Annotated in this window: 12 protein-coding genes; 2 read left to right on the top strand and 10 right to left on the bottom strand. The window is 46.6% G+C overall.

Going from position 1 to position 16,574, the window contains the following annotated elements; translation table 11 throughout:
• Positions 1–55: 55 nt before the first annotated feature.
• The gene (locus NYE45_RS06170; RefSeq protein ID WP_340016046.1) at positions 56–913 is read right to left on the bottom strand and encodes a cell wall hydrolase; all 858 of its coding nucleotides are present in this window, start codon (positions 911–913) and stop codon (positions 56–58) included.
• 130 nt (positions 914–1,043) lie between these two features.
• Positions 1,044–1,646, bottom strand: coding sequence for an RNA 2',3'-cyclic phosphodiesterase (thpR, locus tag NYE45_RS06165; protein WP_340016045.1), 603 nt, complete (start codon positions 1,644–1,646; stop codon positions 1,044–1,046).
• A 207-nt stretch (positions 1,647–1,853) separates the two neighbouring features.
• On the opposite strand from thpR, the gene NYE45_RS06160 reads away from it, so the two are divergent.
• Positions 1,854–2,810, top strand: coding sequence for a D-2-hydroxyacid dehydrogenase (locus NYE45_RS06160; protein ID WP_340016044.1), 957 nt, complete (start codon positions 1,854–1,856; stop codon positions 2,808–2,810).
• A 178-nt stretch (positions 2,811–2,988) separates the two neighbouring features.
• Here NYE45_RS06160 and NYE45_RS06155 read toward each other — a convergent pair whose 3' ends face one another.
• The 8 genes from NYE45_RS06155 to NYE45_RS06120 form a co-directional block, all read right to left on the bottom strand.
• On the bottom strand, positions 2,989–3,966 hold the full coding sequence (locus NYE45_RS06155; RefSeq protein WP_340016043.1) for an RNA methyltransferase: 978 nt from the start codon (positions 3,964–3,966) through the stop codon (positions 2,989–2,991).
• Positions 3,967–4,303: 337 nt separating this feature from the next.
• The gene (locus NYE45_RS06150; RefSeq protein WP_340016042.1) at positions 4,304–6,016 is read right to left on the bottom strand and encodes a methyl-accepting chemotaxis protein; all 1,713 of its coding nucleotides are present in this window, start codon (positions 6,014–6,016) and stop codon (positions 4,304–4,306) included.
• A 284-nt stretch (positions 6,017–6,300) separates the two neighbouring features.
• Entirely contained in the window at positions 6,301–7,326 is a 1,026-nt protein-coding gene (locus NYE45_RS06145) for an MsnO8 family LLM class oxidoreductase (protein ID WP_340016041.1), read from the bottom strand.
• Between the two features lie 21 nt (positions 7,327–7,347).
• Positions 7,348–8,763, bottom strand: coding sequence for a dGTP triphosphohydrolase (gene dgt / locus NYE45_RS06140; protein WP_074093901.1), 1,416 nt, complete (start codon positions 8,761–8,763; stop codon positions 7,348–7,350).
• 728 nt (positions 8,764–9,491) lie between these two features.
• The gene (gene htpG / locus NYE45_RS06135) at positions 9,492–11,372 is read right to left on the bottom strand and encodes a molecular chaperone HtpG (RefSeq protein ID WP_340016040.1); all 1,881 of its coding nucleotides are present in this window, start codon (positions 11,370–11,372) and stop codon (positions 9,492–9,494) included.
• A gap of 763 nt (positions 11,373–12,135) precedes the next feature.
• Positions 12,136–13,035, bottom strand: coding sequence for a nickel transporter permease (nikC, locus tag NYE45_RS06130; RefSeq protein WP_253431493.1), 900 nt, complete (start codon positions 13,033–13,035; stop codon positions 12,136–12,138).
• A 41-nt stretch (positions 13,036–13,076) separates the two neighbouring features.
• Positions 13,077–14,081, bottom strand: coding sequence for an ABC transporter permease (locus NYE45_RS06125; RefSeq protein WP_017690144.1), 1,005 nt, complete (start codon positions 14,079–14,081; stop codon positions 13,077–13,079).
• Between the two features lie 205 nt (positions 14,082–14,286).
• Positions 14,287–15,933 carry an ABC transporter substrate-binding protein gene (locus NYE45_RS06120; protein ID WP_340016039.1) on the bottom strand — a complete coding sequence of 549 codons (1,647 nt, stop codon included), beginning with the start codon at positions 15,931–15,933 and terminating at the stop codon, positions 14,287–14,289.
• 110 nt (positions 15,934–16,043) lie between these two features.
• Here NYE45_RS06120 and NYE45_RS06115 point away from each other — a divergent pair, with 110 nt between their 5' ends.
• Positions 16,044–16,172, top strand: coding sequence for a hypothetical protein (locus tag NYE45_RS06115; RefSeq protein WP_340016038.1), 129 nt, complete (start codon positions 16,044–16,046; stop codon positions 16,170–16,172).
• Positions 16,173–16,574: the final 402 nt, after the last annotated feature.

The raw sequence follows: 16,574 nt of genomic DNA, 5'->3' as shown, positions 1-16,574 counted from the left end.
TGTGCGATGCACACACAGTTAACTACCCTGCCTGTTTGCAGAATTTACGGGTCAATTACTTGTAAAAAGTATGATGACCGATCGTTTTTACTTTTTTCTTCGAGCGGGCAACTGTCAGATCGTCAGCAAGCGTCAATGACAAGAAATAATACGTATCATCGGCAACTTCCTTCTTCCCATTCAGTGCAGCATTTACTGCTTTGATACTGTCCTCATTGGGAACCACACGTTTCAAACGTCCGTTCGCTACAGGACTGAACTGGGATTTCTGATGGATGACCTTGTAAATGGTATCGGGAAAATTGGCTGACCGCAGCCGGTTTAAGACAACATTGGCAACTGCCACTTTGCCTTCGTACGGTTCACCTTCTGCTTCTGCCATGACGATTTTTTGCAGCAGATGCAGTTCTTTATCGGACACACTGTATGACCAGGTTGCAAGTTTCGAGTCTTCCTGGTTCAAAAGTTCGGTCCGCGTAAAGTATAGTTTTTGGGGGGGAGTTGTTACAGCAGCTACCGCTTTGGCACGTTCCACTTTGGCCAATTTCAGTGCAGCTTCTTTTTTGGCTTTGGCCGCAGCTACAGCTCTAGCTTTGTTCTTGGCCTTGGCTTCTTGCAGTTCCTGCTCTTCTTGAGCAGTCGTAAGCCAGTTCTTCGCTGGCAGAGTTTCGGTCCACCCTACGGTTTGGGTAGACAGATTAGAGGACAGACTTGTCCCATCTTCCATCATACGCCTTTCTTCTTGCGTAGATGATTGGTTATTTTGCACAGAAGCCGCAAGTTCGGTCATCTGTTTACTATCACTAGCTTCATTCCACTTCCCCGTCGCCTGAACGACATTTACCCCCACTATACATACAAGCAGCACTGATAACATCGGTGCTACCCAACGATTCTTGCTTATAATGTTCATTCGAAGATTCCTCCTGTCGAAACAATTCCCTAATCTAAGTAACCCAAAAAAAAGAATTTGAATAACGATGGCTAATATTACATAGGGATAAACGTTATGTCAATGTGATTTTATGGCATAAAAATGATTTTCAGGAAAAAGAGAACGTATCCACGACCTCATACATTGGCGATTGTCCAAGCCTTGTTACATAAAGTACAACGTCCTCCACCATCCATGAATTAGCACCTGTGGAATGTTCCGGAAGCACTCCGGATACCCCTTTATTCTCATTACCTGGAAGCTGCCCCAAAAACTTTCTGGCGATTGTAATGTGCGGAGCAAATGGTCTTAATTCAGCTTCATACCCAAGGGTTGAAGTAGCCTTCACGATCTCTTTTTGTAACGAAAGCAATGGATCCACCTCTCCGCTAACACCTTTCCAGAGCACTTTAGGGGCTTCTTCAAGCCCAAATGTGCCCCAGCCCGATAGCTGAAGTTCGAAAGCCCGGAATCCGGCTACTGCTGAGCGCAATGCTTTTCGCAGGTGTCCAATATCACTAACGAAGGTATCCCCCAGAAATTGCAAGGTTATATGAAAATCTCTATGATCTGTCCATTTACGAAAATCAAGCTTGTTCTGTACAAGCCTCGCATCCATCTGAAGAGACTGCTGAACAGCTACAGGAAGACGAATCGCTACAAACAATCTTTCCCGCCGGGATGCATGATCCTGATATGATTGGTTATTCATTGCATACACCTCTCTAAAGTTCGCTCTATTATTTCATAACTATACATATTGTTTCAAGTTGGGTAAATATAGAGTGACACAAAGATCAGAATTTGCAAATAAGGCTAGATTCCTGCATTTTCCACCTTAATGCACATCCAACATCAAATCTGATACACTTCAATTATCAAACTCATCAAACTATATATCTCAGGAGGACCACACATTATGGGTAAAATTGTATGTTTTCCATCTCTATCCGAAGAACAGCAACAACGCATTCAGAATGCTGCACCGGGATACACCCTGAAATTTGGAAAAGCCAAGGAATTGGACCCCGCTGAGTTGAAAGAGGCTGAGATTATTTTCGGCTGGTCACCACTCGTCACTGAACATGCTCTGAAACAGGAAAGCCTGTTGAAATGGGTTCAAGTCTGGTCCGCAGGTGTGGACAGTCTCCCCTTCGCGGAATTGCAACAAAAGAATGTTCAGGTCACCAGTGCAAATGGGGTCCACGCGATTCCAATCACCGAAATCATTCTGGGCATGATGTTGTCCCACAGTCGCTGGCTGAGACAAGCCATGTTGCATCAACAACAGTCCGAATGGAAAGCTCCTGCCAAACCATTGCCGGAACTGCATGGCAAAACAGCGGTCATCGTTGGTGTGGGTGAGATCGGAACCGAAACAGCCCGCGTCCTCAAAGCACTCGGCATGCGCACAATCGGAGTTCGCCGCTCAGGTAAGGATGTTCCCAATGTGGATCAAATGTACGACATGACCGGTTTACATGAAGCTTTGAGCCAGGGCGATTATGTAATTAACATTTTACCGCTAACTGATGAAACCAAACATATATATGATCAAACTGCATTTGAGCATTTCCGATCCGGTGCCTGCTTCGTCAATGTGGGCCGTGGCCCAAGTGTGAAAACGGAAGCCTTGCTGAGCGCGCTCCAAAATGGCCAGGTTGCCTTCGCCGCACTGGACGTGTTCGAAGAAGAACCTCTTCCTGCAGACCACCCGCTATGGGGCATGGATAACGTGTTAATTACGCCTCATATCGCAGGAAGTACAGAGCAATACGCAGATCGAGCAGTCGATATTTTCGTCAAAAATTTGGAAGCTTATGTCGCTGGCGACACCCTGCCGGTGAACCTTGTGGATTATAGTCATAAATATTAACACAAACACCCGTTCCCATGCAATATTGTGCAAATCAGATCAACGATACCAATGGAACTAAAGAATATTTCTATCCTCTACGGTTCTCTTGTAAATTGTTAGTTCAACTGAAATGTACACAGTAAAAAGCTCTACCTCTGGAAATTTTCCCTAGAGGTAGAGCTTTTGCTTTTTACGCTTACATACACAGCCAAATATGACGTATAAACGTGCCTTTGTGCACTGTTCGATACTCTTTTACCATCCATCCCGCTTCCAGCAAGTGCTCTTCTACCCACTCTGTGGAAACAATCACTGCCCGTTTTGCCAATCTGCGCAAGCTCTCCAGCATGGCTCGTTGCTCAGCATCCGGAAGTACAGAGCAGAGATTATAGGGCATATCCAAAATTGCTGCATCATACAAACCTTCCAGTTCATTCATGTCTCCCAGTGTGATTCGATCCGAATCATATCCATAATGCGGCAGATTGATACGTGCACCTCGGACAGCCAGAGGATTCAGATCGTTACCTTTTGCATCAATTCCCATGGATAAAGCTTCAATTACAACCGTTCCCATGCCACAGCAGGGATCAAGCAACCGATGATTTTCCACCTTCGGAATAGCAATATTAACCAGCGCTCTGGCAAGCGTGATGCCAAATCCAGTCGAGTAGTTTTGCGGCTTCTGCCGATGAATTTGCCAAGATCGATCAGCTTCTGTCCACTGGCCCAAGATCCATTTTTCTCCTGTTCGGATTAGGCCGAAAGTCACCTTAGGTTGCTTCATCTGTGCCTTGCCTTTAATGCACATGCCGACTTCTTTTTCCAGTTGTCGGGACTGTTCATAATCAGGTGCATGATCGCCTTCTTTCAGACAAACTACCTTAAATGTATCTTCTGGAAACAACTGGATCTTTTTAGCAAGAGGTAGCAGATCCGTCACAGTGTTCCCTTCACCGATCACGTCCAGTCTGCCATGGATAAAAGGGCTACGCCCAGGTGGAATACATCGTTCGGACCACACATACGAACCTCCGTCTAAGCGGATATCCGAACTCAGTTCGAGCAATGTATTCAGCTCCAGCATGCATAATTCACGCTCGTTCTCATGGCAAGCAAAGGTATAGAGGTATTTCCCAGAAACAGGGTGAACACCATGTGATTCATCAGGCAAAGTTATCCTCTCCTTCCTTCAAAACTCATGTTTTCTTCTATATAAATACTAGCCTATTGAAGACATAGCGAATATCGGCTGTTACGTTAGCTTCAGGTAGTCATTGTATACAATGTCAGGCTCCTAGACAACTATCATTTCCTTGCTCGTACTTATTAGTAAGAAAAAAATAAGGCATTCCCATTATTCGGGAACACCTTATTTTATTTGAGATTAGAACTATAGAAATCGATTCGTTTTTGTCAGCTTACGTTACAGGCAACAGGCTCAAAATTGTGCTGAATTTCCACCAATCGTCGCCTGTATGAGTCCAGTTTCTTCTATTAAAAGAAGAAGGTTATATTTTTAATTTTTCAATGGATGTAAGCAGATCTTCAGACAATTCTTTCAGACTTTGAATATTGCCGCTAATCGTTTCCATGGAACTAACCTGCTCTTCTGCCGATGCCGAAACTTCCTCCACACTGGCTGCCGATTGTTCCGAAACAGCTGAAATCTGCTGACTGAAATCATTCATGCGTCCGCTTGCTTCCTGCATGCCTGCGAGACCATCCGTCATGGTCCCGATAACACCAACCATTCCTTCCACCGATTCATTAATTGTACGGAACAGTTGACCCGAAGCAAGTACATGTTCCTGACCCAGTTCGGTCTCCTGAACGCCCGTGCGCAATTCTGCAACTACCCCTTGTGAATCCTGTTGAATATCCTCGGTAATCGCCGTAATCTCTTCCACTGAAGTCTGCACAGCCTCAGATAATTTCCGCACTTCTGATGCCACTACGGCGAATCCACGTCCACTCTCTCCCGCACGCGCTGCCTCAATGGAGGCATTCAATGCCAGCAGGTTGGTTTGGCGTGCAATGTCGTGAATGACCTGAACCAGCTTGGAAATATCTTCATTTTTACGATTCAACCGTTCCATCTTGCTCATGGAAGCCGAGACCGAACCGGAAATCTGTTGCATCTGCTGCACTGACTGTTCCATCGCCTTACGACCATTCAGCCCTTGCTCCAGCACAAGATCGGACATGGCGCGCAGCTGGCTGCCTTGTTCCGTATGCTTCTGGATGTGATCATTCAAAGCTTCAACCGTACGTGCGGATTCCACGGCTGTCTCTGCCTGGCTTTCCGCCGCCTTGGCTGACTCTTCCATCGTCACAGCAATTTGGCGACTACCAATCTTAACCTCTTCCGAGGAGATTGCCAGTTCACCGCTCTGCCGATTAACAGCTTCTGCAATTCGTCTGACGCTCAGCACCATGGAAGTCAGGTTACCTTTCATGTCATTCACCGCTTTGGCCAGAACACCGACTTCATCCTCATGTTTGGTATGTATGTCCTGAACATTCAATTGGCCTTCTGCAATCAGTTTCACCGCACTAATGACACGTAGCAGCGGTTTTACGACCTGTGAACGAATAATCGGAATACTGATCGCTGTAATAACAATCATGATGAGAACTCCAAAAATGATGAACAATCTGCCATCCTGCACAGATCTGATCGTTTGAGCGGCAGCAAGATTGGACTGTTCCTGATTGTATTCCACAAGATAATCCAGATCGACTTGCATCGCGTCAAAGGAATCAGCACCTTTTTCCGACACTTCCTTCGCCAGCTGTGTCTGCCCCTCATCACTCAGCTTGATCGATTGCGTATTAATCTTGAGATATGCTTCCCATTTATTCTTGAACGCAGTCCAGTGCTCGAGTTCATCGGGAGACTTCTCCTGCTGATCATAGATTTTAATCGCCTGCGTCGTTTCACGAATATACTTGGTACGCTCTTCTGACAAGAATGCCTTGTCCGATTCATCCGCGTCAAAATGACGATAACTTAGTGACAGGACATGCTCTGTGGTATAGTTTAACCGGTTAATTTGCTGGATTGATGGCATCCAATTGTTCGTAATTTCGTTGGTGTTGGATTCAATAGAATTCATCCGGGTGACAATCGTGACACTTAAAACAATTAAACAGAGGATTAACAAGTAGAACGCGATGCTGATACGCAGACCGATACTCTTGATCTTGAATCTGCTGAACATATGATTTCCCCCTTGACCTCTTCGGCCATCCCGAATTCAGGTGTTTTGTCATTGTTTTTCCCTTCTTTTGACCTCTTGTCAAAAGCACTTATCTATATTATATCGATAGGAAAATAGACGTAAAGTATTATAACATTATTTTGTTAGAGAGATGCTTTATTTTGTAAAAGATTGTTGAATTTTAACAACATCCAAAAAAAAGCTGCAGCATACGGCAAATTCCCGATCTGCAGCTTTTCGATTTGTTCGGATTTCAACGGACTGGCATCTTATAGAGGATGCGTCTACTTCATGACCCCTGTCTCATGCTTAGCCAACAATCGGTAAGAATCCAGCCTTCGCTCGTAATCGGGCCCAGCCGTGACTAGCAGCAAACGCTCCGTATCCAGCCTCCGACTCACTTGTTGTAATTGACTCCATACCTGCTCTGGTGTACCTGCGTAGTGCCGAACCGCTTCGTTATGGTCATCAACGCCTGTATCATTCGTGCTCGAGGCCGAGACCGTACCGGATTTCTGTTCAGGTGAACGTTCTTTTCCATCCGCCTTGCGTCTCTCCGCCATGTCACGACTCCAAGTCAAAGCATCCGTCTCTGACTCGGCACACAATACGCTAACGGCCACCATAACCTCTGGCTCCTTCATGGTTGCACTGGGTATGAACCCTTCACGGTACCGCTTTACAGCCTCTATACCATCGGCATCACTCATGAATTGACCAAAAACATACCCCATGCCAAACTGTGCCGCAAACTCTGCGCTTTTTACGTTTGTCCCCAGCATCCACAGCGATAACGGAAGCTTGGGAATCGGACGCGCCGTCACGGGATGTTCCTCGTACATGTAGCGGTCTTCGAGCAGTTCCGTCAGTGCTGCGAGCGATTCAGGCAGCTTGGACACATGCTGCAAGTAATTGCCACTGAGTGCCATCGTCGCATGAGGTCCACCGCCAGGAGCACGTCCGAGCCCCAACTCAACACGCCCCGGGTAGAGCGCAGCAAGCAGACGGAACGACTCTGCCACCTTGAGCGGGCTGTAATGCGGCAACAGGACCGCACCGGAGCCAAGTTGAATCGTTGTTGTCCTTGCTCCGATGTGGGACAGAAGCACTTCGGGAGAAGCTGATGCGAGTTCAGTCATATCATGATGCTCTGACGTCCAGTATCGGGCGTATCCCCACGCCTCAGCATGTTGCGCAAGTGTCACCGATTGTTGAAGCGCCTGTTCCGCTGTGGCATCATTTAACCTTGGAACAAGGTCAAGTACGCCCAGACTGAACGTCTCACTCATTCTCGTAGCCAAGCGTCTCATCTCCCTTTATCTTGGTTAACTCTAATCCAGATCGTAGATGGAACCCACCTTCAGACCGTAGAGTTCATTGTATATTTTCTCGGCAAATGCATCCGTCATTCCTGCAATATAATCGATCACCATGTGTTCCCAAGTCCAGATCGGCTGGGCTTTGGCCTGATCCTTCTCATACCGTTGCAGCCAGTCAGAAGGGATTATCGATTTGGACGTTTCCGGATCGAGGAATGCATCCCATAATCGCTTAATCATCCACTCACTGCGCTTCTGTAGCCGCTGCACACGCAGGTCACGAATCATGGTCACCCAGGCAAAACTCTTGAGCACACTCACCGTACGCAGCATGTCGAGGTCTTCAGCCCCTTCACGGACAAAGGTTACCTTCTTCCAGTCACCGTCGTCAATAACACCCAGGCTGCCTACAAAAAAGCTCACCCAATAGGCTTTCACTTCACGACGGGTACGCGAGTAATCATGTTCGCAGAACGGCATCTTTTCATTCCAGATGCGCAGGAACGAAGCGAGTACCTCTTCTACCTTTTGCCCAATCGATTCTCGGGTCCATCCGTTCCAGAACAGATCCTCCAGCGTTGTAATTTTATCCACAATCAGTCGATTCACATGCGGATCTTGCAGGAAATGCTCATGTACTTCAATTTTTCCTGCTTTGATGCCATCCTCCAGGTCATGTGAGGAGTACGCAATATCGTCGCAAAGGTCCATCAGCTGTGCTTCCAGCGTCTTCTTGCCTGCTGGTACGTTCCAGCGATCACGGATCTCCCGAATATATTGCCACTCATGATGATACATGCCTTTTTTACTCTCTGTCCCAGGGTATGGATACTTGTTTATCCCTAGTAATACCGCATCAGACAGATTCAGTCCGTCGATATCTTCACGTTTCTCCAAGTGCATAATGAGACGGAAATTGTGCGCATTGCCTTCAAAATGCTCGTATTTCCGTTTTAACTCGGCACGTACTTCAGACTCGACCTTGGGAACTTTGGCGCTGCGGCTTTTCTTCATGATTTTCTTAGCCTCGGTGTTAATGAGGTCATCCAGAATGCCATCCAATACTTCTTCACCTTTATGTCCAAACGGTGGGTGACCGAAGTCATGTGCGATTGCAGCGCACTCCACCACTTCTGAATCAATAATAAGGCCGGGGTTGTCCGCGCGGTCCCAGTCCACTTCGGGAAAACGGCGAATCAAACTTCGGGCAGCCTCTCGGGCAATCTGTGCCACCTCCAGGGAATGGGTCAAGCGAGTACGATAATAATCACCCGTTCCTGCGCCAAACACCTGCGATTTGCCCTGTAACCGACGGAAGGTCGGTGAATGAATGAGTCTCGAATAGTCCCGTTCATACGCTGCACGAGATCCATCCAATTTGGTTAATTCAGGATATTGTCTATGTTCTCTCAGATCGTTCCATTGCATGGGGATCACTCCTAGCCGACTGTCTCTATTTTGAGTGATTATACACAACATCTGTGGTTTCGAAAAGTAAAACCTGTCTGCGATTGTCATCTCTTCTTACATCAACTTGTAATGAACAGTCATCTTCTCTTATTATACCCTGCCAGACTATCATCCGTGCATCTAAATGACAATGATTCATATTGAACTCACACTATCGTGACTTATGATGAAAAAAAGTACCTTATACAGTTTGTGTGGCCGTTCCGGTTACGGATCGTTCTTATGATCGCTGTTATTCCCAAATTTCTTTGATTCCCTTTTAAAAGGGAGAAATTAGGGAATAGCATATGCTTCCGATGCAGCTTTCCTACAGAAAGCTTTTAGGCGAACGCTTCGCTTCTTCAGAATCGATTCCGTCCCCTTCACTACTTTTGCTGTCCTGAAAATACATTAATGGTATTCACTAGTTATCTCGCTAAAATCAAGTGAAGATCAAGTTCAACTTATAATAATATCATCATTTGCTTCAATGATAGTCTGTCTCCCCCGCGCCCTCCCCGTTGTGGGTAAAAACAAAAAAACCGACAGGACTGAAACGCCCTGTCGGGGTGGAGATGGTGGGTGCAACGGTATTTTGTAGTTTCCAGGCTATATAAGCTCTGAGCCTTTCACCCGGAAACTGTATGGAACATTCCATCACTTTGATTCGGTGCACCGTTCTTACACCACTGCGATATCGCAGAAGTTTACACCATAACCTTACAGATATCGTTGGTGAACTCTACTGGATCTTGAATTGGCAGTCCCTCGATCAGCAATGCTTGATGATACAGCAGGCTAGTGTAGAGGTTCAGCTTTTCCTGATCTTGCGCGAAAGCATCTTGCAACGATTTGAAGACATCGTGGTTCACGTTGATCTCCAACACTTTATCAGCCTGTACATTTTCGCTGTTTGGCATAGCTTTCAGGATTTTCTCCATTTCAATCGTCAGCTCACCTTCGGTGGACAAGCATACCGGGTGGCTTCTGAGACGTTTGGAAGCTTTAACGGCTTTGACTTTACCGGCCAATTGAGCTTGCATCGCTTCAAACAACTCTTTGTTGTCATTGTCCTGAGCGTCCGTTTCTTCTTTGTCCGCGCTATCTTCGATACCCAGGTCACCACTGGAGATGGATTTGAATTCTTTCTCCTTGTAGTTCGTGATCATCTTGATTGCGAACTCGTCGATGTCATCGGTAAAGTACAATACTTCGTACCCTTTCTCAAGAACACCTTCGATCTGTGGCAGCTTCTCAATACGGCTAATGGACTCACCGGATGCATAGTAGATGTACTTCTGATCTTCCGGCATTCTGGAGACGTATTCGTCCAGGCTCACGAGTTTGCTCTCTTTGGAAGACGTGAACAACAACAGATCCTGCAATGTATCCTTGTTCACACCATAGTCGCTGTATACGCCATATTTCAACTGACGACCAAACGCTTGGTAGAACTTCTCGTAGTTCTCACGCTCGTCCTTCAGCAGGCTTTGCAGTTGACTCTTGATTTTATTTTTGATGTTCTTCGCGATCAGGCTAAGCTGACGGTCATGTTGCAACATCTCACGGGAGATGTTCAGGGACAGATCTTCGGAATCCACCATACCTTTGACAAATCCGAAGTAGTCTGGCAACAGATCTCCGCATTTATCCATGATCAATACACCGTTGGAGTAGAGTTCTAAGCCTTTTTCATACTCTTTCGTGTAGTAGTCAAACGGCGTATTCTCTGGGATGAACAGGATCGCATTGTATACCACTGCGCCATCTGCGCTGATGTGCAGGTGTTTGAGCGGTTTGTCAAAACCGTAGCGTTTTTCCATATAGAAGTTATTGTAGTCTTCTTCGGTCAGTTCGCTTTTATTTTTACGCCAGATCGGCACCATGCTGTTCACGGTTTGTTCTTCTTGGTATTCCTCGAATTCGTTCTCCGTGCCCTCTTTCGGACGTTGACCCGTTACATCCATCTTGATCGGGTAGCGAATGAAGTCGGAGTATTTCTTGATAATGGATCTCAGGCGGTACTCTTCCAAAAATTCGTCATACGAATCTTCTTCGGTATTTTCTTTGATCGTCAGGACGATCTCTGTACCTACAGAATCCTTCTCAGCTGGTGTAATGGTGTAACCATCCGCGCCTTCGGACTCCCATTTCCAAGCCTCGTCGCTGCCCAACGTTTTACTTGTTACTGTCAGCTTGTCCGCTACCATGAATGCCGAGTAGAAACCTACCCCGAATTGTCCGATGATGTTATGGCCGTCTTTAGCTTCATTTTCCTTCTTAAACGCCAGGGAACCACTCTTCGCGATAACCCCCAGATTGTTCTCCAGCTCTTCCTGCGTCATCCCGATTCCGGTATCCGTCAGTGTGAGCGTGCGGTTTTCTTTGTCGATCGTGAGCTTGATGAAGTAGTCCTCTTTGTTGAAAACGAGCGCATCGTCCGTCAGTGCTCTGTAATAAATTTTATCAATGGCGTCACTGGAGTTGGAGATCAATTCTCTCAAAAAGATTTCTCTTTGGGTGTAAATGGAGTTGATCATCATATCCAGCAAACGTTTGGATTCTGCCTGGAATTCTTTTTTAGCCATGAGTAGTTGGACTCCCTTCAAATTGGATATCGAATGATTGAATTGAAAATAGAAAGTAACTGAGATAATCCTGCGGCCATTAGTAGACTCAAAAACCTTTGATCGCTCTAGTCCACAGATATTGTGCTACACTTCTAACTGGCTCATTGTAAAAATAAGTGCACGACGTTCTGCAATGTAGCCGTTCCGGTTACGAATCGTTTTTCGGATCGCTGTTATCCCCGTATTTCTTTGATTCCCTTTTTAAAAGGGAGAAATCCGGTGATAGCATATGCTTCCGTAGCAGCTTTCTTTCAGAAAGCTTTTAGGCGAACGCTCTGCTTCCTCCAAATCGATTTCGTCCCCTGCACTACTTTTGCATCTGATCAGCGACTGATTTTTAGGATAGAGAATATCAATGAAGTGATATCTCCTAGACATGGGATGCAGCTTCAAGTCTGTTGCGCACCTTGGCTTCGCATGTTCTACTCAGGTTCAATCTCTATTTTCCAAAACAGAATCATTCCATATGTAGTCGTGTATTAAAAACATCATTTGTTAGCACTCTAATGATCGGAGTGCTAAACCCTTCCTTTTATATAACATATGGGAAAATTGGGTGTCAATACGCAGGCGGTTATTTTAACAAAAAGACCGAATAACCCTTCAACTTTTGCACATCACCAATCATTTTAACGTAATCCCTCAAGTAAAACAAAAGCCGCCTCGAACCAAAGTTCGAACCGGCATAGGGAGAGACATTTACGGTTAGAGTTAGAAAGTTCTACTTTTTCGCCATTTTCGGATCAAGGGTATCGCGCAGGCCATCGCCCATTAGGTTGAAGCCGAGCACGGTCAACATAATGGAAACGCCGGGAAAGATCAGTGTCCACGGTGCTTTTTGTATAAACTGACGGGAGTCCGACAGCATTTTTCCCCATTCCGGGTCGGGTGGTTGTGCGCCCATGCCTAGAAATCCGAGCGCAGCAGCCTCGATGATCGCCGTTCCAATTCCGAGTGTACCTTGCACGATCAGCGGAGTAAGGCTATTGGGCAAGATGTGGCGAAACAAGATTCGCCCGTTACCCGCTCCAAGTGTCCGCGCCGACGTAATGAATTCCTCCTGTCTCAAGCTGAGTACCCGTGAACGCACCAATCTTCCGTAGGTCGGGATGTTCACGATGGCGATGGCGAGCAGTGCATTTTGCAACGACGGGCCCAATATTGCCACAATGGCGATGGCCAGCAAAATCCCGGGAAAAGCGAGCAAGATATCAAATAGACGCGAGATGAGCATATCCGCCCATTTTCCATAAAATCCGGCAATCAGACCAAGCAACGTACCCGCAATAATGGAACCAATGACGGAGAAGAAGCCCACCCACAATGAAATACGCGCTCCATGTAGCACTCGGGAAAATACATCACGCCCCAGATCATCGGTACCAAACCAATGCTCTGCCGAAGGGGCCTGAAGCCGATCTACCAGCACCTGTTCCTTATAATCGTAAGGTGCGATGTATGGCGCGAGGAAGGCCAACAGGATAAAAAACACGATAATAATCAGGCCCGCAAGCGCAAGCCGATTTTTCCGAAACGTTCTCCATGCTTCCCGCCATGGACCAGATGTGCTCGCTGTTGCAGCATCAATAGATGGTCCGGTATTGGTCGATAATTTGGCCATGCAGTGTCTCCTTTCCTGGATATGATTGAATGATGAATTCCCTATTTATAACTAATTCGAGGATCGAACACGGCGTAGAGCAGGTCCACAATCAGATTGATCACCACGAAAAAGAACGCCACGATCAGAATGCCACTCTGGATCACCGGATAGTCCCGCGAACTAATCGCTTCATATATATAGCGTCCCACGCCCGGCCAGGCGAAGATCGTTTCGGTCAACACCGCACCCCCGAGCAACGATCCGGTCTGGATGCCAATAACCGTAAGCACGGGAATAAACGCATTTTTGAGCGCATGTCCATATACGACAAAAAACGGACCCAATCCCTTCGCCTTCGCTGTACGAATGTAATCGGAACTCATCACTTCCAGCATGCTGGAACGGGTCATCCGGGCAATAACAGCCATCGGAATCGTTCCCAGTGCAACACTTGGCAGAATCAAATGTTTCGTTACAGTCCACAACTGATTCCATTGTCCGGCAATCATCGTATCCAGTACATACAAGCCCGTAATGGCTTCCACCGGATCACGTGCATTCATGCGCCCAATGGATGGCAGCCACTGTAACTTGTTCGCGAACAACCATTGTTCCATCAAACCGAGCCAGAAGATCGGCATCGATACCCCCACCAAAGCAATGACCATACAGCAATAATCAAACCAGGAGTTGTGCTTCCATGCACTGACAATCCCGGCATTCACCCCAATAATGACAGCAAACAACATACTGGCCATCGTTAATTCAAGGGTTGCTGTCAGATAAGGCACAATTTCCTGGGCAATAGGCACCTTGGTGCGGATGGATGTTCCCAGGTCACCTTTGAGCAAATCACCCAAGTAGGCGAAATATTGCTGGAACCAGGGTTTATCCAGTCCGAGCTGGTCACGAAGGGCCTGCTTGGATTGTTCGGTTGCCTTTTGCCCAAGTATGGTCTCAGCCGGGTCACCCGGAATGGCGTGGATGATGGAAAAGACGATCAGAGTCATGCCCAGCAGCACGGGCAGCAACACAAGCACACGTTTGACAATATAGCTGTTCAATCCTGTTCACCTGCCTTCGACATATCGTGGAAAAATAAAAAGCGCCGGCAGACGCGCATGCTTTGGATAGTTACGTCCGGATGTGGGTTCTGCCAAGCATTGCGTCTCACCAGCGCTTTGTAAGAAAGAATAATTAATGCGTTAGGTTCATATTCAGATACAGATAGAGATAGAGATAGAAATAGAAATTCAGTTTACCTCTACGTTACTCAAAGTAGGCACCAGCATAAGATTCGCTGCCCAGCGGGGATGGTACGAAACCTTTCAGGTTCGAGTTACCCGCCAAAATTGGCGTAGTGTGCACGAGCGGAATCCACGGTGCGTCTTCCTTGATAATCACCTGCGCTTGTTTGTACAGTTCGGCACGTTTCTCCTGATCTGTTTCTTTCTGCGCATCCGTCAGCAGCACATGCAACTCTTCGTTGACATAGAAGCTACGGTTGTTGCCCGGAATGGCGTCTTTGTCCAGCAACGTGTAGAGGAAGTTATCCGGGTCTCCGTTGTCTCCCGTCCAGCCGAGCATGTAGATATCGTCTTTCTCACCAGCTTTGGCATCATCCAGATACGTCGCCCATTCTGGGGATTCAATGTTCGTGGTCACACCAATTTTCTCAAAATCAGCTTGGATTGCTTCCGCCACCTTCTTGCCATCAGGCATGTATGGACGGGATACCGGCATCGCATAGAAAGTTACCGGTTCAGGCAATCCATCAGGGAAGCCAGCCTCGGCCAGTAAAGCTTTTGCTTTTTCCAGATCATATGGGTAATCCTCAATGGTATCGTTATACCCCCACAGCGTTGGCGGCATCGGGTTAACAGCAGGCTCAGCTTGTCCAGCAAAGAACGCATCGATAAGGGCCTGCTTGTTCACCGCATGATTGAGGGCTTGTCTGACTTTGACATTATCAAAGGGTTTCTTCTTGAAGTTAAAACCGATATACGCCACGTTGAACGGTGGACGCTCGATCTTCTGCAACTCGCTGTTGCCTTCAAGGATGGACAGATCGTCCGGGTTCAGGTCTTCCATGACATCAATCTCGCCGTTTTGCAGGGCATTGAAGCGAGCGGTGTTATCCGGAATTGAACGTACGATCACTTTGTTCAGCTTCGGCAGTCCTTCTTTCCAATAATCCGCGTTTTTCTCCAGGGTAATGGAGTCGTTACGCTTCCATTCTTTGAATACAAATGGGCCGGTGCCCACAGGCTCGCTCTTAAAGTTTTCTTTTTTCTCCTGAATCGCGGTTGGGCTGGCAATGCCAAATGGCGTCATCGCAATATTTTGCAGGAAAGGCGCTTGTGGCTGGTTCAATGTGAACTCCACCGTAGTCTCGTCCGTCGCCTTCACTTCCTTGATCACACGTCCGTCCTCTGGACCAAACATGGAATCATAATAGTCGAAGGAATCTCCTTCAAATTTATATTCACTCGCCGGATCGCCCCAGCGGTTGAAGTTGAACACAACAGCCTCAGCGTTGAAGTCAGTTCCATCATGGAATTTCACTCCTGACTTCAGCTTAAACACATACTTGAGCCCATCCGCCGAAATCTCCCAGCTCTCTGCTAGTCCAGGAACGACCTCTGTTCCGCCTTCCTTATAGTCCAGCAACGAATCAAATACCTGATGTCCAATCTTGAGTGACTCCCCATCGGTCACAATCGCCGGGTCGAGTGCGACGGAATCCCCACCACGTCCCATAATCATCGTATCCTGTGCTACCGTTTCGGTTGGAGGGTCGGTTCCTTCCGTCGGAGCAGGCGTAGCCTCTCCACTCTCGTTACTGGAGCAACCGGACAACACCAATACGGTACTCAAGGCCATGGTTAGAACACCGGACATCCATTTTTTTCTCATTCGCATACGTACAACACCCTTCCCTGTCTCATAATGTGTGTGATGCTGGCATGAAAGATCTCCAATGTTGGCAATCGGTTTGGTGCTATGTATCATATAAAAGGCTTTAAATGCCTGCGATACCTGAATTAAAATACTGGGAAAAGTACGGCATGTATATGAAATTCAAAAACAGCATGGGATACGTATGGAATACAGGTAAATATCACATCGTGCAATGGATTCAGGACATCGTTTGATTACTTTATAGAAAAAGAAAAAGGTTCAACAACGTATCTTCTGAGATGAATCTATGGGATTGTTGCGTTTTATTTGAACTTAGGTCAATAAGTAACAGCGAATGGGTACGAACTGGTATGTGTAAATTTAAGTCGGAAGATCGAAAATACGGATGAAAGAAACTCAACATAGGCTAGGTTGTTTGATGAATCGTGTAAGTTGTTTATTACGGTGGTTTTCTCTTGCAGATTGGATGTGTAAAACGTATGAGCGAGTCATCTTGAGATGTTGGATTGTACAACGGGAGACATTACAATAACTTCGTATGTTATGGTTTTGTCATGATGAGGAGGATTGTGTAAATAAACGTAGTGAAAAACAATTTCGTGTAACTTACTTTACATCACATTAATCAATTAGAC

The organism is Paenibacillus sp. FSL K6-1318, from assembly GCF_037976905.1.
Classification (GTDB): domain Bacteria; phylum Bacillota; class Bacilli; order Paenibacillales; family Paenibacillaceae; genus Paenibacillus; species Paenibacillus amylolyticus_A.
This window is presented reverse-complemented; position numbering and strand designations above follow the sequence as displayed.